Source organism: Pseudarthrobacter sp. N5 (assembly GCF_050157035.1).
Lineage (GTDB): Bacteria > Actinomycetota > Actinomycetes > Actinomycetales > Micrococcaceae > Arthrobacter.
This window is the reverse complement of record NZ_CP189593.1, coordinates 58038-84596: the sequence shown is the minus strand read 5'-3', so window position 1 is coordinate 84596 and position 26559 is coordinate 58038. Positions and strand designations below refer to the sequence as shown.

The window sequence follows — 26559 nt, the reverse complement described above, 5'->3', positions numbered from 1 at the left end:
GAGAATGGAACAACACGATGAGAAGACTCACAAGATTCATGGCGCCGGTCAGCGCCGTTGCCCTTGCAGTGGGACTGTCTGTCGGGGCAGCGGCTCCCGCGACGTCGGCTCCCGCCGCTGGCGGTGAAATGCAGACGTACCTTGTCCTGTACAAGGCGAATGGCGTATCTGGGGCATCGCTGGCCAAGTTGGAAAGTGCCGGCGGAACAGTGGTCCAGAGCTATCCGCAGATCGGCGTGGCGGTGGTGAAATCCGACCGTGTGGGCTTTGGCCAGACCTTGAAGGCTGCGGACCTGTCCGTCCAGGGGGCGTCAGCCACGGGAGCTTTCGGCGTGGCCCTGGGGGATAACGGCACCACCGACGCAGCTGTGGCCGTCGACCCAGGCACCCCAGCCCCGGGAAATGACAACCTCTCAGGGCTGCAATGGGACATGGATCAGATCCAGGCCCCGGCGGCCCGGGCCATCAACGGCGGCAGCGCCTCGGTGGTGGTAGGCGATATTGACACCGGGCTGGATTGGACGCACCCGGACCTTGCCCCCAACGTCGACTTCTCCAAGAGCGCATCCTGCGTTGGCGGTGCTCCGAACACCGCACCGGCTGCATGGATGGATGACAACGGGCATGGAACCCACACGGCAGGCACGATCGCTGCGGCGAAAAACGGCATCGGCATGGTGGGTGTGGCGCCGAACGTGAAGATCGCCGGAATCAAGGCCGGCAACGCCGCCGGGTTCTTCTTCCCGGAGGCCGTAGTGTGCTCGTTCATGTGGGCGGGAATGAACGGAATCCAGGTAACCAACAACAGTTACTTCGCCGATCCGTGGCTTTTCAACTGCAAGAACGATCCCGGCCAGCGTTCCATCTGGGAGGCTGAGCGCCGCGCCATCCGCTTCGCCCAGCAGAACGGCACCACCGTGGTAGCGGCACAGGGCAACGAATCGGACGATCTCGCGCACCCCTCCCAGGATGTCACCAGCCCGGATGACAGCACGCCCGTCACGAGGGAAATCACCAATGCCTGCGCGGTTGTTCCGGTGGAAGTCCCGGGCGTCATTGGCGTGACAGCCAATGGCAACAAGCTGTTCAAGTCGTTCTACTCCAGCTACGGCGTGGGTGCCGTGAGCGTGATTGCGCCCGGAGGCGATTCGAGGCTGCAGCGCACTGCCGCAGCGCCCAACGGACGCGTCCTTTCCACCTGGCCCTCTGGCCTGCCTTGCACCCGGACGGTGACCGATTCCGGAGCAAAGTATTGCTACCTGCAGGGAACGTCCATGGCCTCACCGCACGTTGCAGGTGTGGCGGCGCTCATTGTCAGCACCGGCGTGAGCAAGCCGGGAGCTGTTGCCGCGCGGATCAGCAACACCGCTGACGGCATGGCATGCCCGGATACAGCCATGTATGCGCCGTTCCCTTCGGCGTCCAACGGCGCTCCCCAGGTGTGCCAGGGCAATGTTGGCTACAACGGTTTCAACGGTCACGGCCAGGTGAACGCCCTGCGGGCGATTACCGGCTGAACCAATAGATGAATGACGACGACGGGTCCCCGGCTTTCATGCGAAAGCCGGGGACCCGTCGTCGTCATTCACTGCAAACGGTGAGGCAAAGAGTTAGGCGGAGACGAGCTGGTGCCAGTCAGCCACGAGCGGCAGGCCGTGTGCCTCGGACACGGACTTGTGGGCAACCTTGCCGTCGGCGATGTTGAGGCCGGCAGCCAGGGCGGGGTCGCGGTCGAAGGCGGCCTTGACGCCCAGGTTAGCCAGCGCCACACCGTAGCGCAGCGTGACGTTGGTCAGCGCGTAAGTGGAGGTGTTGGGAACAGCACCCGGCATGTTGGCCACGCAGTAGAAGATGGTGTTGTGGACCTTGTACGTGGGTTCCTGGTGCGTGGTGGGGCGGGTGTCCTCGAAGCAGCCGCCCTGGTCCACGGCGATGTCCACTAGGACCGAGCCCGGCTTCATGCGGGACACCAGGTCATTGGTGACCAGCTTGGGAGCCTTGGCGCCCGGGATCAGCACGGAGCCGATTACCAGATCTGCGTCGATGACCGACTTCTCGATCTCGTAGCTGTTGGACGCCACCGTCTTCAGACGGCCCTGGTACTGGGCGTCCAGTTCGCGGAGGCGGTTGATGTTGATGTCCAGGATGGTGACGTCGGCACCGAGTCCCAGCGCCATGGCGGCCGCGTTGGTTCCGGCAACGCCGGCGCCCAGCACCACAACCTTGGCCGGGCGGACACCCGGTACGCCGCCCAGCAGCACACCCTTGCCGCCGGCCGGTGCCATCAGCGAAGCAGCGCCCACCTGGACGGAGAGGCGGCCGGCCACCTCGGACATCGGGGCCAGCAGCGGAAGCGTGCGGCCCTCCTGCACGGTTTCGTAGGCGATGGCCGTGACGCCCGAGTTGATGAGCGCGTGGGTCAGTTCAGGCTCGGCTGCCAGATGCAGGTAGGTGAAGAGGATCAGGCCCTTGCGGAAGCGGTGGTACTCCGCCTTGATGGGTTCCTTGACCTTCATCACCATGTCAGCGCGTGCCCAGACGTCGTCGGCCTCGGCCACGATCTCGGCACCGGCGATCGAGTATTCCTCATCCGTGATTCCGGAGCCCAGGCCCGCTCCGCGCTCCACCAGGACCGAGTGGCCGTGGGTGCGGAACTCATGAACGCCGGCGGCGGTGATGGCTACGCGGAATTCGTTGTTCTTGATCTCTTTGGGGACACCGATGATCATTTTTTTGGCTCCAGGTTCGGCGGCTTTATCAGCCTGAAATTGTGGGGAAGTGGTAGTTCCAGAATAAATCCGGTTGTGAGCCACGTGACGGGCCTCACCATGGTCCCGCACCGGGAGCGCCCGTGTTTCCGGGGTTTTTATGGTGTTTATCTAGACAAACGTCGAACCATGGAGCGTCAGGTGTCGCCTGCTGTCCGTTCGCCTGCAGGGCACGCCGCGCAGTAGTGTTGCTGCATGCAGCAGCAGGATGTAGAACAGCTGGTGGAACGGGTGGCGCTCAAGCTGGGCCGCGGGCTTTCGCTGGAGGATCTGGACGGCGTTCTGCTCGCGTATAGCTCCAACCAGTCCCACGCGGACCGGGTCCGGGTGAACTTCCTCCTGAGTAAGAGGGTGCCGCTGGATGTCAGCGCGTGGCAGCTTTCGCACGGGATCGCGACGGCGGTGCGTCCGGTTGTTGTCCCGGCGAACCAGGAACTCGGCATGCTGGGCCGGGTCTGCGTTCCGCTGATGGTGCGCGGTTTCCGCGTCGGTTACCTGTGGGTCCAGCAGGACGTTGAAGAACAAAGCGCGACGGCCATTCTCGCCCAGTTGCCCGACGTCCGGGACGAGCTGGAGCTGTTGTCCGCGCTGTTGCTGGATTCCAATACTGCCGAATCGGAGTTCCGCCGCAGCCGTGAGCGGGAGTTCCTTGCAGCCTGCGCAGGTGAGGTCAATGCGGTCTCGGAAGTGGCCGGTTGGAAGGAAGTGCAGGGCCGCGGTCCGTGGCAACTTGTCACGGTGCTGGATGCTGACGGCTGGGCCGCCGGCACGGATCCCATCGCCTCCACGCTCATCCACCGATCGGCGGCACTGCAGGCCACGATCGGTGTGGATGCCGCCCTCTTCAGCGCCGGAACGGAGACGCATGCCGTGGTGCTGTTCCGTGAATCCAAGGGCCGTGCGGATCACGCCCAGGTGCTGGTGCATTACCAGCTGGAACTGGCCAAACGGTCCGGCAGGCCGGTCCACCGGATCATTCTTGGCGCCAGTGAGGGGTTCGCTAAACCCCGCGAACTCGCCGAAGCGTACCGTCAGTCGCGGCAGGCTGCCCAGGCAGCGGCGGTGGATCCGCAACTGGGGGAGCTGGTGGATTGCCGAGCCACGGGGATGTACCAGCTGCTCGCTTCGGCCGGGGGCGGAGCGGGGGCCTGGGGTGACCCGGGTTCTGTGTACTTCCGCACGCTCCAGGAGCAGGACCGCAACGACGAACTGCTGCCTGTGCTGGAACTCCTCTATGACAATGACGGCTCGGTGCAGGATGTTGCCAGCAGGCTCCACCTGCACCGGAGCAGCATCTACAACCGGTTGGGCCGGATCCGGCGGCTGCTGGGCGTTGATCCGCTTAAAGGGATGGTCCGGCTGGAGCTTCACGCGGCGCTCAAAGCCCGGCGCTGGGCCGGCCGGCCCAGGATCTAGCGGCCGAATACCTTCCCGGCCAGGAATGCGTTGCGGAATTTGCCCGCCGGGTCCGGCCTGTCCGCGAGGGCAACGAAGTCCGCAAGGCGAGGATACAGCGGCGTCAAAACCGCGACGTCGGCATGGAAGAGTTTGGCCCGGTGTGGCCTGGCGCCGAACGGTGCCAGCTGCTCCTCAATCAGTGGCAACACCTTTTCAACAGCCGTCTGCTGGGGCTTCCAGGTGAAGTGCAGCCCCACGGAATTCGCTCTGCAGCTCGTCGCCGCTGCTGGGGGTAAAGGCCATGCGGAAATGCGCCAGCCGCTCAGCCCAGGTCCCGGCTACGCCCAACTGCTCCGTGCAGTTCTCGGCCGCAACACCGGGCAGGGGGTGGTGCGGCGCAGTGGCGGCCGTACCGCCGTAAAAACCGTCCGCGAACAGCGGTGCCCCACCGTCCGCGGCGGGGGTGGAAACGGATGTCCCGACGTCGGCAGCCCGGCTTTTTAGCCAGGCCCGCGCCACAGCGTCGCCCCGCCAGTCGGTGAACAGGCTGACGCTGTACGCGCTGGAGGTCACGGCGTCGAAGTTTTCCAGCACCTGGTTCCCGGGCAGGTGCTCGAAGACGTCCTGGCGAACGTCGAACGCCGGTTCGATCTCCAGGGTCACCCTGGTGACGATGCCCAGGGTGCCGAGGCCAACCACGGCGCCGTCGAACTCCGGGCAGCCGCGGGCCAGGTGTATCAGGGCGCCGTCCGCGCCGACTATTTCGAGCGCCGTCACCGAGGTGGCCAGATTTCCGTTGGCATCGCCCGAGCCATGGGTTCCCGTGGCGGTGGCGCCCGCCACGGAGATATGCCGGAGTGAAGCAAGGTTGGCTATGGCAAAGCCATGGCGGTCCAGCTCCGCTGCCAGAGTCCCATAGCGGGTGCCGCCGGACACCGTGACGCTCCCGGTACCAGCTCCGGCGCAGGCCTTGATGCGGATTTCGGGAGCCAGGTTCTAAAGCGAGATCAGGGATCCGGACGAATCAGCGATGGAGTTGACGGAATGCCTGGATCCGATGGCGCGGACCCTTGTTGCCGCGGCGACTATTTCCTGGACCTGCTCCACGGTACCCGGACGGTGGATGGTGGTGGCGCCATACCGGTAGTTGGCCGCCCAGTTCCGCTCGCCGACGACGGTCGGTGCCCCAGGCCGGAGCGGTTCAGGCCGCGTTGCCCTCGCGCTTGGAGGTCTCTTTGTGAGGCGTTCTTCTCTGGGCCGGCCGGATGTTGTCCTGGGGATGCTCCCGTGGGGTCATCTGGCGGGGTTGCTGCAGTGGTTGTTTCACCGGCTGTTGTGCTGGTTGCTGCGGTGCTGGTTGCTGCAATGCCTGCGGCTCCGGTGCAGGTTGTGCCAATGATTGTTGCACCAGCTGTGGCCCCCGCCCCTGTTGCTCCTCCAGGGTGCTGGCCGCGCGCCGGCGCCGGGAAACAATGCTGTCCACCCACATGGAAACAGCCACAAAAACCACGCAGCTGGAGGTGACCACGGCCGTGTTGTTAAGTCCCATGGCGGATCCCAGGAGGGCAGCAACAATCATGGCGGCAATGCCCGCCATGACGTGCAACCCTCTGAATTTCGCCACAATGCCAGCCTAACCCCGGCGGGCCACCGGATAGCTTGATGAAGCGGGATCGTTGCCTGACACTTATCACTACGTCATGGTGTTGCGGTGGCGCCGTCTTTTTCTTTTCCGGGAGCGTCGCCAGCGGGCCAGGGGGCGGCGTTTTTGAGCTTCTGCGACTCCAGCCACGCCATGACTGAGGCAAGCCGGATTCGCCGGTGCGTGCCCCGGTATTCCACTGGAATCTCGCCGCGATCGGTCATGTTGCGGAGGTACGTGTGAGAGATGCCCGCGAGTTCGGCCGCCTGGGAGGTGGTGAGCATTTCCTCCACGCTGCTGACCGTAACGGCCTCGCCCCGGCTGAACCGGGCCAGCAGATCCACGACGGCGTCCCTCGCCTGGGGCGGCAGCCGGTGGACCGTCCCGTCCACAAACACCGTGATGTCCTGACCCCCGTCCAGGGCATTCTTGAGATTCAGTGCGTCCTCGCCGGGAAGCCCGGCCGTCACCCGGGGAGCAATCAGTGCCATGGTGAAAGCCTAACCCTCATCCCAACCCTCATCCATTGCTCCGACGCGACCCTTGTGGCGCCTCGTGGCGCCGGATTACGGCAGTTGCGGAACAGTCGATGCTATTCGGCGTCGAGGTCGGTTTCCAGCAGCCGCACCAGAGCATCAAGCGCAGCGTCCGCTCCGTCACCCTCGGCCCGCAGCACCACAACGTCGCCCTTGGCGGCGCCGAGGGTCATGAGCGAGAGGATGCTGGCCGCGTCCAGCGCATCGTCCTCCGGCGCCCCTCCCATCGCGATGGTCACGTCAACTCCCGCGTTTCCAGCGGCTTCGGCGAAGAGTGCTGCCGGCCGGGCATGCAGGCCTGAGCGGCTGGCGATGGTGGCGGTGCGTTCTGACATTGTTCCTCCTGATGGACGGCTGATGAACAGTTGATGGGCGGTTGACGGGTGTCAGGCTATGGATCGGCTAGAGGCCGAGTTCTTCCAGCACGGGCAGCTTCCCGCGGACCCAGGCCCTGGCCTCGGAGGCGCTCGGGGCGGACAGGGCCATCTTGGCCAGCTCCTGCGCCTCGGCCAGTGTGACGGTCTTGAGAACGGCAGCCACAGCCGCCAGCGAACGCGCGGTCATGGAAAGGGTGGAGACGCCCAATCCGATAAGTACGACCGCGAGTGCGGGATCCGCTGCAGCCTCACCGCAGACACCAACGGGCTTGTTGTTGCCTTCTGCCGCCGAGCCCTCAACCGTGAGGCCCACCAGCCGGAGCACCGCGGGCTGCCAGGGGGTGTTGAGGGCCGCGAGGGGTCCAAGCTGGCGGTCGGCCGCCATGGCGTACTGGGTGAGATCGTTGGTGCCCAGGCTCGCGAATCCCACTTCCCGAAGGATGGATTCGGCAGTCAGCGCGGCAGAGGGAACCTCCACCATCACGCCGCGGGTCTTGAGGCCGGCCACACCGCACAGGGAGGCGAACCGGGCGGCCTCGTCCGCCGTTGAGATCATGGGCGCCATGACCCAGACGTCCGCTTCAGAGTCCTTGTCTGCGAGGGCGATAGCCTCCAGCTGGCGCTCCAGGACGCCTGGCGTGGTGAAGTCGGTGCGGTAGCCGCGGACGCCCAGCGCCGGGTTGGGCTCGGTGGCATCAGTGAGGAAAGGGAGCGGCTTGTCCGCGCCGGCATCCAGGGTGCGGAGGACCACTTTTTTGCCTGGGAAGGCATCGAACACGCCTTTGTAAGCTGCAGCCTGCTCTTCCACCGTTGGTTCAGTATCGCGTTCCAGGAAACAGAATTCGGTACGGAAGAGCCCGATGCCCTCGGCCCCGAGCCCGGCAGCCGCCACAGCATCCTTGGCACCTCCCACATTGGCGAGCAGCGGCACAAGATGACCGTCCGCCGTCGTGCCTGTGCCGTCAAAAACGGCGAGCAGGGAGGCGTTGGCCGCCCACGCCTCCGCAGCGGCCCGCAGCGATTCGTCCGGAGCCACCGTGATGGCACCGGCCGCGCCGTCAACGTAGACCTCGGTGCCGTCAGCCAGTTCGTCAACGCCAACCGCGGCCACCACGGCCGGCAGGCCCAGAGAGCGCGCAATGATGGCGGTGTGGGACTGCGGTCCGCCGCCTGCCGTGACGAGCGCCAGGATTTTCTCCGGATCCAGGGTGGCGGTATCCGCGGGGGCCAGGTCCTCGGCCACCAGGATGAACGGCATGCTGGCTGCGGGAATGCCGGGCGCAGGAACGCCCCGCAGTTCGGCCACAATCCGGGCGCGGACGTCCAGGACATCCGTGGCGCGCTCGGCCATGTAGCCGCCAAGGTTGTGCAGCATTTCGGCCACGGAGGCTCCGGCTTCCCAGACGGCACGTTGGGCGGAGGTGCCGCGAGCAATCAGTTTGGCCGCACCCTTGATGAGCATGGTGTCCTTGGCCATAAGCGCGGTGGCTTCCAGGACTGCCTTGCCGTCTCCTGCGGCCGTCTCCGCCCGGCTCTTGAGCTCGTCATGCACAGCCGTGGCGGCCGCCTTCAGGGCTGCTGTGGCCTCCTCAGCCGACGTCCCCTCAGCCAGCTGCTCACCCGACGGCGGCTCGCTGATGGGCTTGGGCATCTGGCGGATGGTGCCGATGATGCGGCCTGGGCTGACGCCTACTCCTGGGAAATTCTGCACTGAAGGTCCTCATTCTCTGCCGGTAGCCAGGCCCGCCACTTATTGCCCATACCGGCGCGACGGCGGCGTCTGACGGTGCGTTGCGGTGCCTGAAAAGATTATATGTGATGCAGTTCATATAGCAATGCTATAGGTGATAGGGTAGCGGCTATGAGTATCGATGGCCAGTTTCCGCCCAAAATGAGGCTGTTGCGTGCGGCAGCCGAATTGCTGGCTAAATCAGACGGAGGGTCAGTATCCACCCGCCAAATCACCCAGCTGGCAGGTGTTACAGCACCGACGCTCTACCACCACTTCGGTGACAAAGAAGGACTGTTCGACGCCGTCGTCGCGGCCGGCTTCGAACAGTATGTAGTGGGCGAACGCGACTTCGCCCCGTCCGGACAACCCATGGAAGACATCCGGCGCATGTGGGACAACCATGTGCAATTTGGGCTCAAGCAGCCAGAACTTTATTTGGTTATGTTCGGCAGTATCCGCCCTCAGAGCCGCTCGGCCGTTGTCGCCAACGCTGAGGCTCTGATGGAGGAAATGCTGAACAAGGCGGCGGTCATGGGACATCTGAACGTTCCACCCAGGGAAGCAGCCAGAAGCATTCTTGCGGCCAATATGGGTGTCACGCTCATGCTGATTGCAGAGCGGGAATCCGAGCGAAACCTCGAACTTTCCGTTATGACACGCGACGCCATGATTTTCGCGGTAGCCACGGATAAGGCCCGGGAAACCGGGCCCAGCGAATCCGGGCAATCGTCGGTCGTGGTGGCAGCAATTGCGCTGAATGCCGCGCTCCAGGCGTCCAGTTCCGATCAGCTCTCCAGCTCGGAACTCAAGCTCTTCCTCGAATGGCTCCACCGGATCTCCACCAGCTCCACCAACTAGCCAGCTCCACGGGCCGGGCCCCCCACCAGCTAGTCGTCGACAATATCGGACCATCCTGCGACGCAGCAGGAATCACGGTTAGGAAATCACATGGCAACAGAGACAGTTGCGAAGCCCCGCACCAGCCTTCGGGTTGGCGTCCAGAAATTCGGGACGTTCCTGTCCGGGATGATCATGCCAAACATCGGGGCGTTCATCGCCTGGGGCATCATCACGGCGCTCTTTATCCCGGCTGGGTTCACCCCCAATGCCACCCTGGCCGCCCTCGTGGGGCCGATGATCACTTTCCTCCTGCCCCTCCTGATCGGTTACACCGGAGGCCGGATGGTCCACGGCGTGCGCGGCGGTGTGGTGGGCGCTGCTGCCACCATGGGCGTGATTGTGGGAACCGACATCCCCATGTTCATCGGCGCCATGATCATGGGCCCGCTGACGGCCTGGATCATGAAGAAGCTGGACAAGGTCTGGGAAGGCCGGGTCAAGCCGGGCTTCGAGATGCTGATCGACAACTTCTCCGCCGGCATTGTTGCCGCGATCATGGCAATTTTCGGCATGCTGGTGATTGGCCCGGTGGTAAAGGCCTTCAGCAATGGTGCCAGCGCCGTCGTCGAATTCCTGGTGAACAACGGCGTCCTGCCGCTGACCAGCATCTTTATTGAGCCAGCCAAGGTGCTGTTCCTGAACAACGCCGTGAACCACGGCATCCTGACGCCCCTGGGTACGGAACAGGCGCTGGCCAACGGCAAGTCCATCCTCTTCCTGCTCGAAGCCAACCCCGGCCCGGGCGTCGGCATTCTGCTGGCCTACGCGATCTTCGGCAAGGGACTGGCCAGGGCATCTGCCCCGGGCGCGGCCCTCATCCAGTTCGTCGGAGGCATTCACGAGATCTACTTCCCCTATGTCCTGATGAAGCCCATCATCATCCTCGCCGCAATCGGCGGCGGCATGACCGGCATCTTTACGCTGGTACTCACGGGTGCCGGCCTGCGTTCGCCGGCGGCCCCGGGCAGCATCATCGCCGTCTATGCGGCAACGGCCAGCGACAGCTACGTGGGTGTCACCCTGTCCGTGCTCCTGGCGGCAACCGTTTCATTCCTGATTGCCTCCGTGATCCTCAAATCCAGCAAGACTCCCGTCGCAGAGAACGAGGAAGACGGACTCAGCGCCGCGACTTCGAAGATGGAGGCCTTGAAGGGTAAAAAGAGTTCAGTGTCCTCCACACTGCTGGGCGCCGGCAGCGTGGCTGTTATGGCAGGACCGGTCCGGAACATCGTCTTCGCCTGCGACGCCGGCATGGGCTCCAGCGCCATGGGCGCCTCGGTACTGCGCAACAAGATCAGGGCCGCCGGCTTCCCGGACGTCAAGGTCACCAACTCGGCAATCGCCAACCTCAGCGACACTTACGACGTTGTGGTCACCCACCAGGACCTCACCGAACGCGCCAAACCGGTCACGTCCAGCGCAGTGCATGTCTCCGTGGACAACTTCATGAACAGCCCGCGGTACGAGGAGATCGTGGAACTGGTCCGCAGCAGCAACGATGAAAACGCGTCCGACGGCGGCGCTTCCGCCGGCGGTTCAGGTGCCGCTGCCGGGGCGCCGGCCCCGGTCTCGCACGGCGCTCACGTTGCCGGGGCACCTTCGGCGGACGCCGCCGTCGCGCCGTCAGACATCCTGGTGGCGGACAGCGTGATCCTCAACGGCACGGCCACCACCCGGGACGCCGCGATCGACGAAGCCGGCCAGCTCCTGCTGGCACGCGGCGCCGTCGACGCCGGCTACCTGGACGCCATGCACGAGCGCGAGGAATCCGTCTCCACCTACATGGGCAGCTTCCTGGCGATTCCGCACGGCACCAACGCGGCCAAGGACCACATCCTGAAGTCTGCGGTGTCCGTGATCCGGTACCCGGACGGCATTGACTGGAACGGCAAGCCCGTCAGGTTCGTGGTGGGCGTAGCCGGAATCAACAACGAGCACCTGCATATCCTGTCCTCCATCGCCAAGGTGTTCACGGACAAGGCCCAGGTGGCACAGCTCGAGGCGGCCACCTCCGTTGAAGAAGTACTGGAACTGTTCGGGAAGGTCAACTCATAGTGAAGGCAGTTCATTTCGGAGCCGGAAACATTGGCCGCGGATTTGTGGGGCTGCTGCTGCACCAGGCGGGTTATGAGGTGGTGTTCGCGGATGTTGCGGATGCCCTGATATCGCAGCTTGCGGCGGCGGACAGCTATGACGTCCACGAGGTGGGGGAGACCCCCACCGTCCGGAGAGTCGACAACTTCCGGGCCCTGAACTCAGGTACCGAGGAGGCGGACGTCGTCGCGGAAATCACGACGGCGGACATCGTCACCACCGCGGTGGGGCCGCACATCCTGAAGTTCGTGGCGCCGGTGATCGCCCGGGGCATCGCCGCGCGCGCCGCCGGGCACGTTCCGCTGCAGGTGATGGCGTGTGAAAACGCCATCAACGCCACGGACATCCTGCGCGAGTCCATCGCCGCTGCCTGGGACGACGCCGCGGGCCCGCTGGAATCCGCCGCAGTATTTGCCAACACTGCCGTGGACCGGATCGTGCCCAACCATGAGGCGGGCCAGGGCCTGGACGTCACCGTGGAAACGTTCTACGAGTGGGTTATTGACCGGACTCCGTTTGGCGGAACCGGCCCGGTGATTCCCGGTGCAACGTTTGTGGACAACCTGGAACCGTACATTGAACGGAAGCTGTTCACGGTGAATACGGGGCACGCCTCCGCCGCCTACTTCGGTTTCGAGGCAGGGCTGGAGAAGATCTCCGATGCCATGGCGGACCAGGATGTAGCGGCCGATGTCCGCGCAGTCCTGGACGAGACCAAGCAGCTACTGGTGTCCAAACACGGCTTCAGCCAGGACGAGCAGGAGGCGTACGTGCAAAAGATCCTGCACCGTTTCACGAACCCGCATCTGCCGGACTCCGTAAACCGCGTGGGCCGGGCGCCGCTGCGGAAACTGGGCCGGCATGAACGGTTCATCGGCCCCGCGGCTGAACTGGCTGAACGTGGGATTGTGCCGGAGGCGCTGCTGGGAGCCATTGCCTCGGCACTGCGGTTCAACGATCCAGCCGACGCCGAAGCCGTGGAACTCGCCGGGATCATTGCCGCCTCCTCAGCGGAGGAAGCAACCGTGACGATTACCGGGCTGTTGCCGGACCATCCGCTGTTCGCCGCCGTCTGCGGGCTGGTGGAAGAGCGCAAGGCGGAAGCCTGACCAGCGCCTGGGCATTGACTGAAGGGCGACGCCGGAACTCCAGATGAGTTCCGGCGTCGCCCTTTTAACGCGGTTCCGTCTGATGACGGGGCAGCGTAGGGTACGGGCATGGACATTATTCTGGTTCCCGGTTTCTGGTTGGACGCCTCGTCATGGGATGAGGTCACCCCGCCGCTGGTCGCGGCAGGGCATCGGGTCCTCCCGCTCACGCTGCCCGGGCTGGAGGCAGCCGACGCCCCGCGGGCCGGGATCGGGCTGCGCGACCACATTGACGCCGTCGTGGCAGCGGTCGATTCCATCGGCGGCCCGGTGGTGCTGGTGGGCCACTCCGGCGGTGGCGCGATCATTCACGGCGCGGTTGACGGGCGTCCGGACAAGGTGGTCCGCGCCGTGTACGTGGACAGCGGTCCGCTGGCTGAGGGCGGGGTTATCAGCGACGAGCTTCCGGCCGAGGGCGACGAGATCCCGCTGCCGCCGTGGGACGGCTTCGAGGATGCGGACCTGGTGGACCTGGGTGAGGAGTTGCGCGCCGCGTTCCGTGCCCGCGCCATCCCGCAGCCTCGGGGCGTGGCGCAGGACCAGCAGCACCTCCACGATCAGCGCCGCTACGACGTCCCGGCTACCGTCATCGCCTGCGAGTTTCCCTCTGCCATGCTCACCCAATGGATCGCGGCCGGCCACCCGTACGTGGTGGAGCTCGCACGCATCCACGACGTCGAGTACGTGGACCTGCCCACCGGTCACTGGCCCCAGTTCACCAGGCCGGCAGCGCTCGGCGCGGCGATTCTTGCCGCCGTCGACCGCTGAATCCATGGTGCGACTGTGGGAGAGGATTGACAGATGATGACCATCGGAAACGCCGAAACCACCGTCCCGGCCTATGTCAGTGAACCGGCCGGTCAGCCCAAGGGCGCCCTGATCGTGATCCATGAAGTGTGGGGCCTGGTTGACCACACCAGGGATGTCGCTGACCGGTTCGCGGCAGAGGGTTACCTCGTTGTGGCACCGAACCTGCTGGCGGATACGGCCATGACCCCCGAACTAGCCCAGGAACTTCAGGCGACCCTGATTGATCCGCAGCAGCGCAGCAAGGTCCAGCCGAAGCTCCGGGAAGTCATGGCACCGCTGCATGCGCCGGGATTCGCGGAACGGACCAACGCGGCAGTCCAGGCCTGCTTTGAGCACCTCAACGGCATTCCGGCCGTCGCCGGGCGAGTGGCGGTCATTGGTTTCTGCTTCGGCGGAAGCTACAGCTTCTCGCTGGCCACGCAGGTGCCCCGGCTCCGGGCCGCCATACCGTTTTACGGACACGCGGATTTCTCCGACGAACAGCTCCGCAACATCAGCTGCCCTGTCCTCGCCTTCTACGGCGAGAAAGACAAAGCCCTCACCGACAAGCTGCCGGAGCTGGAAGCCCGGATGGCCGCCGCCGGTGTGGATTTCAATGACGTGGTGTACCCCGGCGCCGGGCACGCCTTCTTCAACGACACCAATAGCTGGACCTACAACGCTGACGCCGCGGCAGACGCGTGGAACAGGACCCTGGCATTCCTCGACGCGAATGTCGCCGCCTGACTCCGGCCGCCTGACCCCGAAACGGCCGTGACTTAACTGACCAAGGCCGTTTCGGCGTCGGCCATTGCCTTCCATTCCGCCACGCGCGCCTGATGCAGCGGGGTGCGGCGGACGATTGCGTAGGCAATGCCCAGTACAGCGAACCAGATGGGCGTCACCAGCAGTGCCGTGAGCGTGTCCGGCTGCGTGGTCAGTGCCCAGAGGAGGAATGCGAAGAAGGCGAACACCACCCAGACCATGGGAATGCCGCCGGGCATCTTGAACGTCGATGCGTTGTGCAGCTCCGGGCGGCGCTTCCGGAACACCAGATAGCTGGCCAGGATGATGCTCCAGACGAACATAAAGCAGACGGCAGACACTGTGGTGACCATGTCGAACGCCACCCCCACGTCCTTGCCGGCGTAGAGCAGGGCGACGCCGGCGAGCAACAGCACGCAGGACAGGAACAGGGCGTTCTGCGGGACCTTGCGGCTGGACAGGCGGCCGAACACCTTGGGTGCATCGCCGTCGTTCGCCAGGCCGAATACCATGCGAGAGGTGGAGTAGATGCCTGAGTTGGCGGAAGACATCGCCGAGGTCAGCACTACAAGGTTGACCACCATGGCTGCCATGCCCAGGCCGGCAAGGGAGAACATCCCGATGAACGGGCTGTGGCCGGCCTTGAACTCGGTCCACGGCGTGACGGACATCAGGATGATGAGGGCGCCTGCGTAGAACAGCATGACGCGCAGCGGGATCGCATTAATGGCGCGGAGCAGGTTGTGCTCCGGGTTCTCGGTCTCGGCAGCTGCCGTACCCACCAGTTCAATGCCCACAAACGCTAAGACGGCGATCTGGAAGCCAGCCACAAAACCCATGAATTCCTTGGGGAAGAAGCCGCCATGGCTCCACAGGTTGCTGAACGCGGCCGTGCCGGCCTCGGACTTGAAGCCCGTGAAGATCATGACCAGGCCCACCGCAATAAGGGCCACGATGGCAACGATCTTGATCAGGGCAAACCAGAACTCTGTCTCGCCGAACGCCTTGACCGTGGGCAGGTTCAGCAACAGCAGGATCACAATGGTCGCCATGCCCGGAACCCACAGCTGGATGCCCGGCCACAGCTCGTTGGCGTACCCGGCTATCGCGATGACGTCCGCCACACCCGTGACCACCCAGCAGAACCAGTAGGTCCAGCCGGTGAAGAACCCGGCCCAAGGCCCCAGGAGGTCTCCGGCGAAGTCGCTGAACGACTTGTAGCTGAGGTTGGACAGCAGCAGCTGGCCCATGGCGCGCATAACGAAAAACAGCAAAAAGCCAATGACCTTCTCCTGGTGACAGCCGTGGCCATGCTCGTCACGGGATTTGTCTCCTCGCTCTCCGGGACATCCGGCACGGTCGAGGCGCTGGTCGGCTTCCGGGCAGGCTGGGGTCTCGGCAACGCCCTGTTCGTCGCCACAGCCCTGGCTGTGATTGTGGGAGTAGCGAGCGGCGCCACCGGAACGGCGATCATTCTCTTTGAAGCCGCCCTGGGACTGGGCATCTCGCTCGGCCCGCTGCTCGGCGCCGTGCTGGGTGGCTGGCAGTGGCGCGCCCCGTTCTTCGGCACCGCAGTCCTGATGGCCGCCGGGTTCATCGCCTTGCTCGCGCTGCTTCCCGCAACGCCGACGCCGGAGCGGAAGGGGCGGCTGCGCGACCCGCTCCTGGCCCTCGGCCGCAAGGGGCTGCGCACCACTGCCGCCAGCGCCCTGTTCTACAACTACGGTTTCTTCACCATTCTTGCCTTCACGCCGTTCATCCTGGGTATGGACGCCTACGGGATCGGGGCGGTGTTCTTCGGGTGGGGCGTCGCCGTGGCGGTGTTCTCAGTCTTCCTGGCGCCCGTACTGCAGCGTCGGTTCGGCGCCACCACGGTCCTGACCGGGACCTTGGCGGCACTTATGCTCGACGTGATCGGGCTGGGACTGTCCGCCGGGCACTCGGTGACCGCCGTCGTCGTGCTCGTCATTGTGGCCGGCGCACTGCTGGGCGTCAACAACACCATCTACACGGAGCTGGCCATGGGAGCGTCAGATTCGCCGAGGCCCGTGGCTTCAGCCGGTTACAACTTTGTGCGGTGGATGGGCGGCGCGCTGGCTCCGTTTGCGGCAGCCCAGCTCGGCGAGCACTTCGGTCCGCAGATGCCGTTTTTTGCGGCCGCGGCGGCCATGGTGGTGGCCATCGCTGTTGCCTTCGGTGGACGGAAGTATCTCACGGCCCACGAACCGCACCTGGTCTAAACACCGGGTCTAAATACGGCGTCAGACCTTCGCGGAGCCCTTCTTGATGAACAGCGTCTCGGCCTGCTCCAGGGACATGCCGTTGGTCTCCGGCACCTTGTAGAACACAAAGAAGAACGACGCCGCAGCGAACAAGGCGTACATGGCGTACGTCAGCGGCAGTGAAGCTGCCGCCATCACGGGGAAGCTCAGCGTGATGGCGAAGTTGGCGATCCACTGCGCTGCAGCCGCCAGGCCCAGGGCACGGGCGCGGATCCTGGACGGGAAGATCTCGCCCAGCAGCACCCACACCAGCGGGCCCCATGATGCGCCGAAGCTGACCACAAACACGTTGGCTGCGATGAGTGCCACCGGACCCCAAGCACCCGGCAGTGAGATGTCCGAACCGGAGCCCATGGCCGAGGAGAACGCCAGGGCCATGACGCCGAGTGAGACGGCCATGCCGATGGATCCGGCCAGGAGGATGGGCCGCCTGCCGACCCGGTCCACCAGTGCGATGGCCACGAGAGTCACCAGAATGTTGGTGATGGCTGTTGCCACGGAGATGGTGAGCGAGTCCTTCTCCTGGAATCCCACAGCCTTCCAGAGCGTGGTGGAGTAGTAGAAGATCACGTTGATGCCCACGAACTGCTGGAGTACGGAGAGCATGATGCCCACCCACACCACAGCTTGCAGCCCGAAGGCCTTGCCCCGGAGCGAGCCCTTCTGGCCGGCAAGTTTGTCTTCCTGGATGGCTTCCTGGATTTCGCGGATGTGGCGATCGCCGTCCTCATCCGGGGCGATGGAGTTGAACACCTTGCGGGCTTCCTCGTCCTTACCCTGAAAAACAAGGAAGCGCGGGGATTCGGGCAGTGTAAAAGCGATCCAGCCGTACACCAGAGCGGGAATCGCGGCGGCCAGGAACATCCAGCGCCACGCTTCGATCCCCAGCCAGAGTGTCTGGCCAGCTCCTCCGGCGGTGGTGGCGAAAAGCGCGTCAGACAGGAGTGCGGCAAAAATTCCGGTGGTGATGGCAAGTTGCTGCAGCGAGGCAAGGCGCCCGCGTACCTGCCGCGGGGAAATCTCCGAAATGTAGGCCGGCGCAATGACCGATGCCAGGCCGATCCCCAGGCCACCCACCAGACGCCAGAAGATCAGGTCCCAGACACCAAAGGAGAAGCAGGTGCCGATGGCGCTGACCAGGAACAGGAACGCGCCGATCTTCATGGCCGGGATTCGGCCCCAGCGGTCGGCTGCTTTTCCGGCCATGTAGGCGCCGGCGGCACAGCCAAGGAGGGCAACGGCCACGGCGAACCCGGTGACGGCTTCACTGAGCGCGAATTCTTCCTTGATGGCATCAACGGCACCGTTTACCACCGAGGAATCGAAGCCGAAGAGGAAGCCGCCCACAGCCCCTGCGAGCGCCAGCCAGATCACCCGCTGGGGAATTTTGGCGGTGGTTTGCTCCTTGACGGTGGACATGGGACTCCCTCTGGGATGTGTGGGTTCGGTTGTGCGGTGCGGACGTTGTCGTCGGAAACCGGCCAGCTGGCCGGCGCACGCGCTAAACAGTGTGGCACGTCACGTCCCGACGATCCACTTTGTTGCGTGACGGACAGGACGGCGGCGGAGGCGCCTCCCGCCATCGTGAATTCCCGCCGAGGTGAGACGTAGCGCCCATGTTTGATCAAAACATGGGCGCGAAATCTCACCTCGGCGGTGGGCGCTGCCCGCAGCGGGCGAGCGGCCGGAAAGCTAGTGGACCGGGACTGACTCAGAGTCGGACGCCGGCGCGGCCTTCGGGTCGGTGAGTTTTTTGTTGGGCAGCGCAAAGCTGATCAAAAAAGCGATGGCGGTCAGGACGGCTGCGGTGAGCATCACGGTGTCGATCGCCAGGGCAAATCCCTCGGTGATGGGGCGAGTGAGGACCGGGTTGGCGGTGTGCAGCCAGGACGTGTCATTGAGGGAGTCGTTGGAGGCGCCCTTCTGGAAGAACTCGTAGACCTTGGCGTTGGCGGGATCGGCTGCCACGGCCGGGTCCTTGAGCACCGCAAGGTAGTCCGCGTTCTGCATCATGTCCTTCATGCCGCTTGCGATCTTGTCCGCGGCCAGGCTGAACAGCATCGAGATGAACACGGCGGTGCCCACTGCGCCACCCATCGAACGGAAGAACGCCGCGGAAGAGGTTCCCACGCCCATGTCCTTCGGCGGCACGGAGACCTGCATGGCCAGGGTGAGGGGCTGCATGCAGAAGCCCAGGCCCATGCCGAAGAACACGGCGATCAGGCCCGGAACCCAGAGCCCGGTGTCCACGCCCAGGACCACACCCATGACAAGGGCTGACGCCGTCAGGATTCCGGTGCCCAGGATGGGAAAGATCCGGTACGTGCCCGACGCCGAGATGGTCCGTCCGGCGGTGATGGAACCGAAGAGGATGCCCACTGTGAAGGTGATCATCATCAGGCCGGCCTGGGTGGGGGTGAGTCCTTTGACCAGCTGCAGGTACATGGGGAGCATGGCGATGGCCCCGAACATTCCGATGCCGATGATGAAGTTCAGCAGTGAGGACAGGCCGAAGGTCATGTTGCGGAAGAGTCGCAGCGGGATCAGCGCGTAGTCGCCGGCGCGTTTTTCGGCCAGCAGGAACCAGACGATGCCCACCACGCCCAGCCCGTAGCAGAGCCACGAATTGACGGAGGTCCAGCCCCAGCTGCGGCCCTGCTCGGCCACCAGCAGCAGCGGGACGATGGCGAGCGTGATCGCGGCGGCGCCCCAGTAGTCAATCTTCTGTTTTACGTGCTTGGCCGGCAGATGCAGGTAGAGGAACACCACGGCCAGGGCGGCGAGGCCGATGGGCAGGTTGATGAAGAACACCCAGCGCCAGCCGTCGAAGCCCAGGATGTTGGCGGAACCGGCGAAGGCGCCGCCGATCACGGGGCCCAGCACCGAGGAGATGCCGAAGACGGACATGAAGTAGCCCTGGTACTTGGCCCGGTCCTTCAGGGCCACGATGTCGCCGATGATGGTCAGGGCGAGGGCCAGCAGCCCGCCGGCACCCATGCCCTGGATGCCGCGGGCAATGGCGAGTTCGGTCATGGAGTGCACGGATCCGGCGTACAGCGAGCCGGCAAGGAAGATCACGATCGCGGCCAGGTAAAGCGGGCGGCGGCCGAAGATGTCGCTCAGCTTGCCGTACAGCGGGGTGGCTACCGTGGACGTGATGAGATAGGCCGTGGTGGCCCAGGCCTGCAGCGACAGGCCGTCGAGGTCGTTGGCAATGGTGTAGATGGACGTCGACACAATGGTCTGGTCCAGGGACGACAGGAACATGCCGAGCATGAGTCCCACCATGACTGTGAGGGTCTGACGGTGCGTCAGGACCTCTCCTGCGGCGCGCACGGGCGTGGCTTTGGACATAACTGCTCCAGGGGAAGAAAAGGGGATCAAGCTTGATAGTTGCTTTCAGTAACTATGTTAGTTCCTGCTTTGTTCCCGGAGAAGCCGTCGAGGTGAGATTTCGCGCCCATGATCGTCCGGCACATCGGCGCGAAGTCTCACCTCGACGGTGGCAGCGAGGTGGCAGCGGTGGCGGCTGTGGTGGTGGGGTCGTGCTCAGCGCTCCACCAGGATCCCGTCCGGATCGCACCAGATCATGGCGCCGGGCCGGACGTTCACGCCGTCGAGGGTCACCGTCACATCGGTCTCACCGGCCCCCAGCTTGGCGCTCTTGCGCGGGTTGCTGCCCAAGGCTTTGACGCCGAGCGGCAGTTTGGCGATTGCCTCGCGGTCGCGGATCGCCCCGCAGATAACGACGCCGGCCCAGCCGTTCGCCACGGCGCTTTCGGCGATCATGTCCCCCATCAGGGCCGTGTGCAGCGATCCGCTGCCGTCCACCACCAGCACGGAGCCGTTGCCAGGGGTAGCCAGGGCGGACTTCACCAGAGCGTTGTCCTCGAAGCACCTGATGGTCCGCACCGGCCCGCTGAAGTGCGAATGTCCGCCCAGCGACTGGAACTGCAGGGAGACGGAGTCCAACTCCTCGCCGCGTTCATCGTAGAGATCCGCGGTGTTGATGGCGGCGCTGCCGGGAACATAGATGGGAACAGAGACGGGAATGTTGGCGGGGGAAGCGGTCATTGATTCTCCTTGGTATGGATAGTTGCCCGGGATGACAGGCAGGGCTGTGATGCCCACGATAGTCTGATTTTCACACCGACCATCCGTTCCAGGGGAGCCCGTCATGAGCCTGTCCGACACACCCGGCGCAGTTCCGGATCCCGCGGCCATGGCGGCGCGTTCCACCACGGCGCTCGCCGAACCCACCGCAAATGTCAGGCCGCTCTGGACCACCGGCATTATCCTGGTCAACGTCGGCATCAACGCCGCGTTCTTCGGACCCATCCAGGTCCTGCTGGGCCAGCAGGCTGAGGCCTTCGATCCGGGGCAGAAGGAAGCGATCCTGGCACTGGTCACCGGTGCGGGCGCTGCAGTCTCGCTCGTGGCCAACCCGCTGTTCGGCGCCTTCAGCGACCGCACCACGTCCCGGTTCGGCCGACGCGTTCCCTGGGTCCTGGTAGGCGCCATCCTCGGTGCCGCTGCCCTGATCGGCCTGGCCGGAGCGCCCAACGTGGCCGTCATGACGCTCCTCTGGTGTGTTGTCCAGGCCGGCTGCAACGGCGCCTATGCGGCCGTTACGGCAGCCATCCCGGACCGGGTGCCCGTACCGCAGCGTGCCACCGTGGGCGGGCTGGCGGCCATGGGCCAGACGGTTGGCATCCTGATCGGGGCGGTGATTGCCGCCGTCGTCAGTGGCAACTTCGCGCTCGGCTACCTGGTGTGTGCGGCGGCGCTGGTGGCGGGTGTGGTGATGTACCTGTTCCGGAGCGACGACGCCCCGCTCCAGGCGGCGGCCCGGCCATCGCTGAACTGGGCCGAGTTCATCATCAGCTTTGTGCGACCGCTCCGATACCCGGATTTTGCCTGGGCGTGGATCACCCGCCTGCTGGTGAACATCGGCAACCACATGGTCACCCTGTACCTGCTGTTTTTCCTCACGGACGCCGTTCATCTCGAGGCGACGCAGGGGCTCAAGCCAGAATTCGGCGTGCTGATCCTGACCGGCCTCTATGCCGTGTTCGTGATCATCACCAGTGTGATCGGAGGGCGGCTCAGCGACCGCATGGGCAAACGGAAACCGCTGGTCATCGCGTCGTCGGTGATCATCGCCGTCGCGTCCCTGATCCTGGCGTTCGCGCCCACGTGGATCGGCGGAATTGTTGGTGCGAGCGTGCTCGGTATCGGCTTCGGCGCGTACCTGGCCGTTGACTTTGCGCTTATCACCCAGGTGTTGCCGAGTGCTGAAGACCGCGGCAAGGACCTGGGCGTCATCAACATTGCCAATTCGCTCCCGCAGGTCATTGCCCCGGCCATCGCCTGGCCGTTCGTCACGCTCTGGGGCGGCTACGTATCGCTGTATGTGGCCGCTGCCGTGATCGGGCTGCTTGGCGCCGTGTTTGTCGTAAAAATCAAGGGCGTTGACTGAGGCAGCCCGGGATATGGTCCCACCGAATTGACTAATAGGGGCAGAGTTCCGTGCCGTACAATTGACTCGAATTGCAGTCAGTGCGGGATGGGCATTCTCCCGTCCGGTGCATAAACCCACTGCCGGAATGCTGATGCTCGAACTCCACTCAGATCTTCCACCCATGGCTGCCGCGCCCACCATGCCGCGGCAGCAACTACGCTACGCCCGGATTCTGGAGGTAGCCGGGACCTTCGCGCGCAAGGGGCTGGACTCCGTGACCCTTTCCGAGGTTGCTGCGAAGGCTGATGTTCCACTGGGCACGCTCTACCGCTATTTTCCGTCCTCTACCCATCTGATGCTTGCCCTGTTCCGCCATCAGTTGGGTGAGCTCCAGGTGGACGGCCAGCCAGAAGCAGGACTTCTCCCGGTCCATGCGCTGTCCGGGGTGCTGATGGAGATCTTCCACATGAGGTTGATGCAGCCGGCCGTGGAACAGTGCCTCCATCACGGCGTGTATATCAAGGACCGGGACACCACGGGGCTGCTCCGTGAGATCGACTCGATTGCCGAGCGGGTGGTTACCGCCGTAAGTGGCGACGCCGCCAGGTCCCGTGTCCTGTTGCTGACAGTCACTGGTCTGGTCCAGTCCGTCCGCTGCCGCCGCCTCTCACTGTTCGAGGCGGAAGCGGACCTTAAGAAGGCCTGCTCACTGTTGTCCGCATGCTAAATCCAGGCTCCTGACGGCGTAACCGGTCTAGACCAGTAACGCAATAAACCCGCTTTCATTAGTGATGTGCGTCACGGATCCGAGTGGTGAAACGTTGCCGCACCAGACTATGGCACGTGATTGGCTGAACCGGCGCACGCGCTTGTTTACCATTGCAGAACCGGAGTGGCCAGCAACCTTTACCTGCACGGTCTTCACAGCGGATCCATCACCCAGGGTCCGCAGGCGAAGGACCCATCTGACCATCTTGAGCCTCCATGTGCTTGAGCCAATATGCCCCGTGCGCCCACGGCCAGCCCCAGGAGACAATGACGTGTCCACAGAAACAATCATTCCAATCGACAGTTCCGCCGCCAGCTCACCTGAAAACCTGGTCCTGACGGATCAGGAAATCTTCGCCTCCCACCAAGGCGGCAAGCTCTCGATTTCCAGTACCGTCCCCTTGGCCAACAAGCGTGACCTCTCCATTGCGTACACCCCGGGTGTTGCCCAGGTCAGCCGTGCCATCCATGCAAACCCGGAGCTCGCCAAAACGCTCACCTGGGCCCAGCGTCTGGTGGTAGTGGTCAGCGACGGCACCGCAGTGCTTGGCCTCGGAAACATCGGCGCCAGCGCTTCACTCCCCGTGATGGAAGGCAAGTCAGCCCTGTTCAAGGCCTTCGGTGAGTTGGATTCCATTCCGCTGGTCCTCAACACCACCAAAGTGGACGAAATTGTGGAAACGCTCGTCCGGCTGCGGCCCAGCTTCGGTGCCGTGAACCTTGAGGACGTTTCTGCGCCCCGCTGCTTCGAGCTGGAAGAAAAACTCATCGAAGCACTGGACTGTCCGGTGATGCACGATGACCAGCACGGCACCGCCGTCGTTGTCCTTGCTGCCCTGACCGGCGCTGCCAAGGTGACCGGACGCGAGCTCGGGGGCCTGCGCGTGGTGGTCTCGGGTGCAGGCGCGGCCGGCATCGCGGTGGCCGAGATCCTCCTCGCCGCAGGAATCAAGGATGTTGTGCTGCTGGACTCCCGGGGCGTCATCAACAAGGACCGCGCGGACATCGCGGCCGATCCCGCCAGCAAGAAGGCGCAGATGGCGCAGCGCAGCAACCCCCGCGGCGTTTCCGGCGGCCCTGGCGAAGCGTTGCTGGGCGCAGATGTGTTCATCGGCGTCTCCTCTTCCAAGGTGGCTGAGGAGCACCTGAAGCTCATGAACCACAACTCCATCGTGTTCGCGCTGTCCAACCCGGATCCCGAAGTGCTGCCGGAGGTGGCCGCGAAGTACGCCGCCGTGGTGGCCACCGGACGCAGCGACTTCCCCAACCAGATCAACAATGTGCTGGCCTTCCCGGGAATCTTCCGCGGCGCACTGGACGCCGGCGCCCGCCGGATCACTCCTGCCATGAAGCTCGCCGCAGCCCGCGCCATCGCTGAGCTCGCCGAGGCGGACCTGTCCGCGGACTACATCGTGCCCAGCCCGCTGGACCCGCGAGTGGCCCCGGCCGTCACTGCCGCCGTCGCGGCCGCCGTGGTTGCGGAGTAACCCCCCGCTGTACAACCGGCAAACATCGACGGCGGTGCCTCCGGCGCCGGGAGGCACCGCCGTCGTCGCTTAAATCAGTGGCCGATGCTGACTTGGTCAACGGTCCAGAAGGCGCTGTTGGTGCCGGTCTGCTAGCAGTGGACATGTGCCGACTTGGCGCCCGTGGGAACGTCGAGGGTCAGCTTCTCGAAACTGTTTGCGTTGCTGCGGTAGGACTTGACCAGCTGCGGGGCGCCGCCGTCAAAGCTGACGAAGCCTCACGAGGAGACCGCGCGCCGACCGTAGACTGAGGCCATGAACCCCGAGTCAATCATGACCGTACTCTGCGGACTGGCCATTCTGGTGGGCGTGGCCGGCACCATCATTCCCGTACTGCCGGGAAGCATTCTGATCGGTCTGAGTCTGCTGGCGTGGGCCATCTGGGGTGGCGCCGGCACGGCAGGCTGGGTGGTCTTCGGCGTGGGTGTTGCGTTCGTAGTGGCAGGGGTGGCCGCAAGTGCAGTCCTGACCGGGCGGAAACTCAAAGAGCACAAGATCCCCAACCGGAGTGTGGTGATCGGGCTGGTCCTGGGGGTGGCGGGGATGTTCATCATTCCTGTGGTGGGGCTGTTTGTTGGCTTCGCCGTCGGGTTGCTGCTCAGTGAATACCTGCGAACCCGGAACTTCAGGACAGCCATGACCTCCAGCTGGGCTGCGCTGAAGGCCACGGGCCTGGGGATGCTGGTCGAGTTCGGGCTGGCATGCCTGGCCGCGAGCACCTGGGTGATCGGCGTGTGGGTGGCCGCTGCGTCCTAGCCACAGCGCAGGAGATGGCCGCCGCGCCGCTTCCCGCGTTGATTACGCAGTCACAAAAACCGCCAGCGCCTCCAGCTGCGTCAGCCTGGCTTCGGGGTTGAGATACATCATGTGCCCGGCCTCGCGGTAATGGCGGGTGAAGCGGGCCAGGAACGACGACGCCGCCAACCAGTCCGCTGCCGGCTACCTGAGCCGGTTGGTCACCCGGGTTGAAGTGGCCGAACGCATCGAGGTTCCGGTAGTGGTGGCCTGGACGGACCGTCTCCTGAACGCCGATAATCTCCGCGGCGCTGCTGGTGCTGGACAGCGGCCGGAAGCTGAGTCCGCGTTGCCGGCAGCACCGCAGGCAGGCTGAACTGGGCCCACCGGAACCCGTCAGGGCCATCCGCAAGGACGCCGAAATGCGCCAGCTCTGGGAGCAGGACTGGCAACAGCTCGCCAGCGGCTGACCCCTTGTGGGCAGTGCAAGCACGGGGTACAACGGAGAAGTGAGCGACGCAATTAAGGCCTGGATGGAAAAGTACATCGCGGCCTGGACAAGTAACGCGCCGGAGGATATCCGGGGGCTGTTCGCCGAGGACGCCGTCTATGCCACGAGGCCCTACGACCCCGATCCGTGGCGCGGGCGCGAGCGGATTGTTGAACGCTGGATCTCCGAGGGCGACCAGCCTGAGGACTGGACTTTCCAATGGTCCGTGCTCGGCGTCGACGGCGAGCTGGCATTTGTGCAGGGACGCACGTCCTACCTGGATGACCGTCCGAGCTACGAGAACCTCTGGATCATCCGTCTCGGGCCGGACGGGCGGGCTGTCAGCTTCACGGAATGGTTCATGGAGAGCAGGGATTGAGCGCCAAAGTCAGGCGCTCGCCAGGACAACGGCCACAACAGGCAGGAGTTTTTCGGACAGGAGCACAGCACCCAGGGCAATCATGATGATGCCGCTGGCGAGGGTCACACGGCGGGCGGCCCCGGGCCGGGAGTGGAGCAGCTTGCGGGCCAGCAGCGCCACGCAACTGTAGACGATGGCCGCCAGGAGTACGAATGTCAGGCCGAGGAGCCCGGACTGCACCGGCACCGGGAGGGATGCCTCCGGGCTGACGAACTGAGGGATCAGGGCGAGGTAAAAGAGCAGCCCCTTGGGATTAATGCCGCTGGTTCCCATGCCCTGGAGGAAAGTCTTGATCTGACGTGCGGCCGGGACCTCAGCGTGGACATCAACCGGGCCCGCGACGGCGGCAGCTGCGGTGAAGCTGGCGCCCCGCCAGGAGCGGATGGTGCTGGAACCGAGCCACAACAAGTAGGCTGCGCCGGCGATTGTCAGCCAGCCGAGGACTTGGGGCATGCCTGCCAGCAGGGCCGCCAGACCGGCCACCATCAGCACCGTGTGCAGCAGGTAGCCACTGCAGAGTCCTGCCACCGCCGGCACGAAGCTGCGTTTTGCCAGGCCGGCGGAGATGGAATAAGCCCAGTCCACGCCAGGGGTGCAAGCCAGCGCGGCGGCAACAACCATAAAGGCAAGAAACAGCTGGGGATTCATGGCGGGCTCCTGAGGACGCGGGTACAGGAGAAACTCTAGGCAAATATCAGCCATAAGTGTTCCCCTATTTAGCTCCCTC

The 26559-nt window shown here is 64.6% G+C and carries 22 protein-coding genes and 3 pseudogenes; 14 read left to right on the top strand and 11 right to left on the bottom strand.

From position 1 onward, the window contains the following. The first annotated feature begins 17 nt into the window (after positions 1 to 17). Entirely contained in the window at positions 18 to 1517 is a 1500-nt protein-coding gene (locus ACQCST_RS00410) for a S8 family serine peptidase (protein WP_426997417.1), read from the top strand. Between the two features lie 93 nt (positions 1518 to 1610). On the opposite strand, the gene ald is transcribed toward ACQCST_RS00410, so the two are convergent. Continuing rightward, complete coding sequence (gene ald / locus ACQCST_RS00405) at positions 1611 to 2729, bottom strand: alanine dehydrogenase (protein WP_426997416.1); 1119 nt, start codon at positions 2727 to 2729, stop codon at positions 1611 to 1613. Between the two features lie 234 nt (positions 2730 to 2963). Here ald and ACQCST_RS00400 point away from each other — a divergent pair, with 234 nt between their 5' ends. Beyond that, positions 2964 to 4184 (top strand): PucR family transcriptional regulator, encoded by a 1221-nt coding sequence (locus tag ACQCST_RS00400; protein ID WP_426997415.1) that lies wholly within the window; start codon positions 2964 to 2966, stop codon positions 4182 to 4184. On the opposite strand, the pseudogene ACQCST_RS00395 reads toward ACQCST_RS00400, so the two are convergent. From ACQCST_RS00395 to ptsP, 5 genes and pseudogenes are all read right to left on the bottom strand, one after another. Continuing rightward, positions 4181 to 5291 (bottom strand): annotated as a pseudogene (locus ACQCST_RS00395) (FAD-binding protein). The gene ACQCST_RS00400 and the pseudogene ACQCST_RS00395 sit on opposite strands and share 4 nt — an antisense overlap. Positions 5292 to 5367: 76 nt before the next feature. Next, the gene (locus tag ACQCST_RS00390; RefSeq protein WP_426997414.1) at positions 5368 to 5790 is read right to left on the bottom strand and encodes a hypothetical protein; all 423 of its coding nucleotides are present in this window, start codon (positions 5788 to 5790) and stop codon (positions 5368 to 5370) included. Positions 5791 to 5864: 74 nt separating this feature from the next. Then, entirely contained in the window at positions 5865 to 6299 is a 435-nt protein-coding gene (locus ACQCST_RS00385; protein WP_426997413.1) for a helix-turn-helix domain-containing protein, read from the bottom strand. Between the two features lie 101 nt (positions 6300 to 6400). Further along, positions 6401 to 6679, bottom strand: a complete 279-nt coding sequence (locus ACQCST_RS00380; RefSeq protein ID WP_426997412.1) for an HPr family phosphocarrier protein — start codon at positions 6677 to 6679, stop codon at positions 6401 to 6403. Positions 6680 to 6746: 67 nt separating this feature from the next. Next, positions 6747 to 8432, bottom strand: coding sequence for a phosphoenolpyruvate--protein phosphotransferase (gene ptsP / locus ACQCST_RS00375; RefSeq protein ID WP_426997411.1), 1686 nt, complete (start codon positions 8430 to 8432; stop codon positions 6747 to 6749). 150 nt (positions 8433 to 8582) lie between these two features. On the opposite strand from ptsP, the gene ACQCST_RS00370 reads away from it, so the two are divergent. From ACQCST_RS00370 to ACQCST_RS00350, 5 genes are all read left to right on the top strand, one after another. Continuing rightward, positions 8583 to 9311, top strand: a complete 729-nt coding sequence (locus ACQCST_RS00370; RefSeq protein WP_426997410.1) for a TetR/AcrR family transcriptional regulator — start codon at positions 8583 to 8585, stop codon at positions 9309 to 9311. 90 nt (positions 9312 to 9401) lie between these two features. After that, the gene (locus ACQCST_RS00365; RefSeq protein WP_426997409.1) at positions 9402 to 11408 is read left to right on the top strand and encodes a PTS mannitol transporter subunit IICBA; all 2007 of its coding nucleotides are present in this window, start codon (positions 9402 to 9404) and stop codon (positions 11406 to 11408) included. After that, on the top strand, positions 11408 to 12556 hold the full coding sequence (locus tag ACQCST_RS00360) for a mannitol-1-phosphate 5-dehydrogenase (RefSeq protein WP_426997408.1): 1149 nt from the start codon (positions 11408 to 11410) through the stop codon (positions 12554 to 12556). Before ACQCST_RS00365 ends, ACQCST_RS00360 begins: the two co-directional genes overlap by 1 nt. 108 nt (positions 12557 to 12664) lie before the next feature. Then, complete coding sequence (locus ACQCST_RS00355; protein ID WP_426997407.1) at positions 12665 to 13363, top strand: alpha/beta fold hydrolase; 699 nt, start codon at positions 12665 to 12667, stop codon at positions 13361 to 13363. A 33-nt stretch (positions 13364 to 13396) separates the two neighbouring features. Next, on the top strand, positions 13397 to 14131 hold the full coding sequence (locus tag ACQCST_RS00350; RefSeq protein ID WP_426997406.1) for a dienelactone hydrolase family protein: 735 nt from the start codon (positions 13397 to 13399) through the stop codon (positions 14129 to 14131). Positions 14132 to 14163: 32 nt separating this feature from the next. On the opposite strand, the pseudogene ACQCST_RS00345 reads toward ACQCST_RS00350, so the two are convergent. Further along, a pseudogene (locus tag ACQCST_RS00345) lies at positions 14164 to 15435 on the bottom strand (amino acid permease); the annotation flags it as partial. A 6-nt stretch (positions 15436 to 15441) separates the two neighbouring features. Here ACQCST_RS00345 and ACQCST_RS00340 point away from each other — a divergent pair. Further along, a pseudogene (locus ACQCST_RS00340) lies at positions 15442 to 16389 on the top strand (MFS transporter); the annotation flags it as partial. Positions 16390 to 16410: 21 nt separating this feature from the next. Here ACQCST_RS00340 and ACQCST_RS00335 read toward each other — a convergent pair. From ACQCST_RS00335 to rraA, 3 genes are all read right to left on the bottom strand, one after another. Then, entirely contained in the window at positions 16411 to 17850 is a 1440-nt protein-coding gene (locus ACQCST_RS00335; RefSeq protein WP_426997405.1) for a sugar porter family MFS transporter, read from the bottom strand. A gap of 273 nt (positions 17851 to 18123) precedes the next feature. Then, on the bottom strand, positions 18124 to 19785 hold the full coding sequence (locus tag ACQCST_RS00330; RefSeq protein WP_426997404.1) for an MDR family MFS transporter: 1662 nt from the start codon (positions 19783 to 19785) through the stop codon (positions 18124 to 18126). A 195-nt stretch (positions 19786 to 19980) separates the two neighbouring features. Continuing rightward, positions 19981 to 20505: a ribonuclease E activity regulator RraA gene (gene rraA, locus ACQCST_RS00325; RefSeq protein ID WP_426997403.1), complete on the bottom strand. Its 525-nt coding sequence runs from the start codon at positions 20503 to 20505 to the stop codon at positions 19981 to 19983. Positions 20506 to 20608: 103 nt separating this feature from the next. Between rraA and ACQCST_RS00320 the strand changes: the two genes are divergently transcribed. The 6 genes from ACQCST_RS00320 to ACQCST_RS00295 all read left to right on the top strand — a co-directional run bounded on the left by ACQCST_RS00320 (position 20609) and on the right by ACQCST_RS00295 (position 25790). After that, positions 20609 to 21910 carry an MFS transporter gene (locus ACQCST_RS00320; protein WP_426997402.1) on the top strand — a complete coding sequence of 434 codons (1302 nt, stop codon included), beginning with the start codon at positions 20609 to 20611 and terminating at the stop codon, positions 21908 to 21910. A 133-nt stretch (positions 21911 to 22043) separates the two neighbouring features. Then, entirely contained in the window at positions 22044 to 22619 is a 576-nt protein-coding gene (locus tag ACQCST_RS00315) for a TetR/AcrR family transcriptional regulator (protein WP_426999038.1), read from the top strand. A gap of 313 nt (positions 22620 to 22932) precedes the next feature. Next, positions 22933 to 24147 carry an NAD(P)-dependent malic enzyme gene (locus tag ACQCST_RS00310; RefSeq protein WP_426997401.1) on the top strand — a complete coding sequence of 405 codons (1215 nt, stop codon included), beginning with the start codon at positions 22933 to 22935 and terminating at the stop codon, positions 24145 to 24147. A 294-nt stretch (positions 24148 to 24441) separates the two neighbouring features. After that, the gene (locus tag ACQCST_RS00305) at positions 24442 to 24942 is read left to right on the top strand and encodes a DUF456 domain-containing protein (protein WP_426997400.1); all 501 of its coding nucleotides are present in this window, start codon (positions 24442 to 24444) and stop codon (positions 24940 to 24942) included. Between the two features lie 136 nt (positions 24943 to 25078). Then, the gene (locus ACQCST_RS00300; protein WP_426997399.1) at positions 25079 to 25297 is read left to right on the top strand and encodes a hypothetical protein; all 219 of its coding nucleotides are present in this window, start codon (positions 25079 to 25081) and stop codon (positions 25295 to 25297) included. 133 nt (positions 25298 to 25430) lie between these two features. Next, positions 25431 to 25790 carry a nuclear transport factor 2 family protein gene (locus ACQCST_RS00295; RefSeq protein WP_426997398.1) on the top strand — a complete coding sequence of 120 codons (360 nt, stop codon included), beginning with the start codon at positions 25431 to 25433 and terminating at the stop codon, positions 25788 to 25790. A gap of 9 nt (positions 25791 to 25799) precedes the next feature. On the opposite strand, the gene ACQCST_RS00290 is transcribed toward ACQCST_RS00295, so the two are convergent. Beyond that, positions 25800 to 26480: a LysE family translocator gene (locus tag ACQCST_RS00290; protein WP_426997397.1), complete on the bottom strand. Its 681-nt coding sequence runs from the start codon at positions 26478 to 26480 to the stop codon at positions 25800 to 25802. Positions 26481 to 26559 lie beyond the last annotated feature (79 nt).

Excerpts from the sequence above, each read along its gene's own strand:
- ACQCST_RS00410 (WP_426997417.1), top strand. The coding sequence starts at position 18 with ATGAGAAGACTCACAAGATTCATGGCGCCGGTCAGCGCCGTTGCCCTT.
- ald (WP_426997416.1), bottom strand. The coding sequence starts at position 2,729 with ATGATCATCGGTGTCCCCAAAGAGATCAAGAACAACGAATTCCGCGTA.
- ACQCST_RS00400 (WP_426997415.1), top strand. The coding sequence starts at position 2,964 with ATGCAGCAGCAGGATGTAGAACAGCTGGTGGAACGGGTGGCGCTCAAG.
- ACQCST_RS00385 (WP_426997413.1), bottom strand. The coding sequence starts at position 6,299 with ATGGCACTGATTGCTCCCCGGGTGACGGCCGGGCTTCCCGGCGAGGAC.
- ACQCST_RS00380 (WP_426997412.1), bottom strand. The coding sequence starts at position 6,679 with ATGTCAGAACGCACCGCCACCATCGCCAGCCGCTCAGGCCTGCATGCC.
- ACQCST_RS00370 (WP_426997410.1), top strand. The coding sequence starts at position 8,583 with ATGAGTATCGATGGCCAGTTTCCGCCCAAAATGAGGCTGTTGCGTGCG.
- ACQCST_RS00365 (WP_426997409.1), top strand. The coding sequence starts at position 9,402 with ATGGCAACAGAGACAGTTGCGAAGCCCCGCACCAGCCTTCGGGTTGGC.
- ACQCST_RS00355 (WP_426997407.1), top strand. The coding sequence starts at position 12,665 with ATGGACATTATTCTGGTTCCCGGTTTCTGGTTGGACGCCTCGTCATGG.
- ACQCST_RS00350 (WP_426997406.1), top strand. The coding sequence starts at position 13,397 with ATGATGACCATCGGAAACGCCGAAACCACCGTCCCGGCCTATGTCAGT.
- ACQCST_RS00335 (WP_426997405.1), bottom strand. The coding sequence starts at position 17,850 with ATGTCCACCGTCAAGGAGCAAACCACCGCCAAAATTCCCCAGCGGGTG.
- ACQCST_RS00330 (WP_426997404.1), bottom strand. The coding sequence starts at position 19,785 with ATGTCCAAAGCCACGCCCGTGCGCGCCGCAGGAGAGGTCCTGACGCAC.
- rraA (WP_426997403.1), bottom strand. The coding sequence starts at position 20,505 with ATGACCGCTTCCCCCGCCAACATTCCCGTCTCTGTTCCCATCTATGTT.
- ACQCST_RS00320 (WP_426997402.1), top strand. The coding sequence starts at position 20,609 with ATGAGCCTGTCCGACACACCCGGCGCAGTTCCGGATCCCGCGGCCATG.
- ACQCST_RS00315 (WP_426999038.1), top strand. The coding sequence starts at position 22,044 with ATGCTCGAACTCCACTCAGATCTTCCACCCATGGCTGCCGCGCCCACC.
- ACQCST_RS00305 (WP_426997400.1), top strand. The coding sequence starts at position 24,442 with ATGAACCCCGAGTCAATCATGACCGTACTCTGCGGACTGGCCATTCTG.
- ACQCST_RS00290 (WP_426997397.1), bottom strand. The coding sequence starts at position 26,480 with ATGAATCCCCAGCTGTTTCTTGCCTTTATGGTTGTTGCCGCCGCGCTG.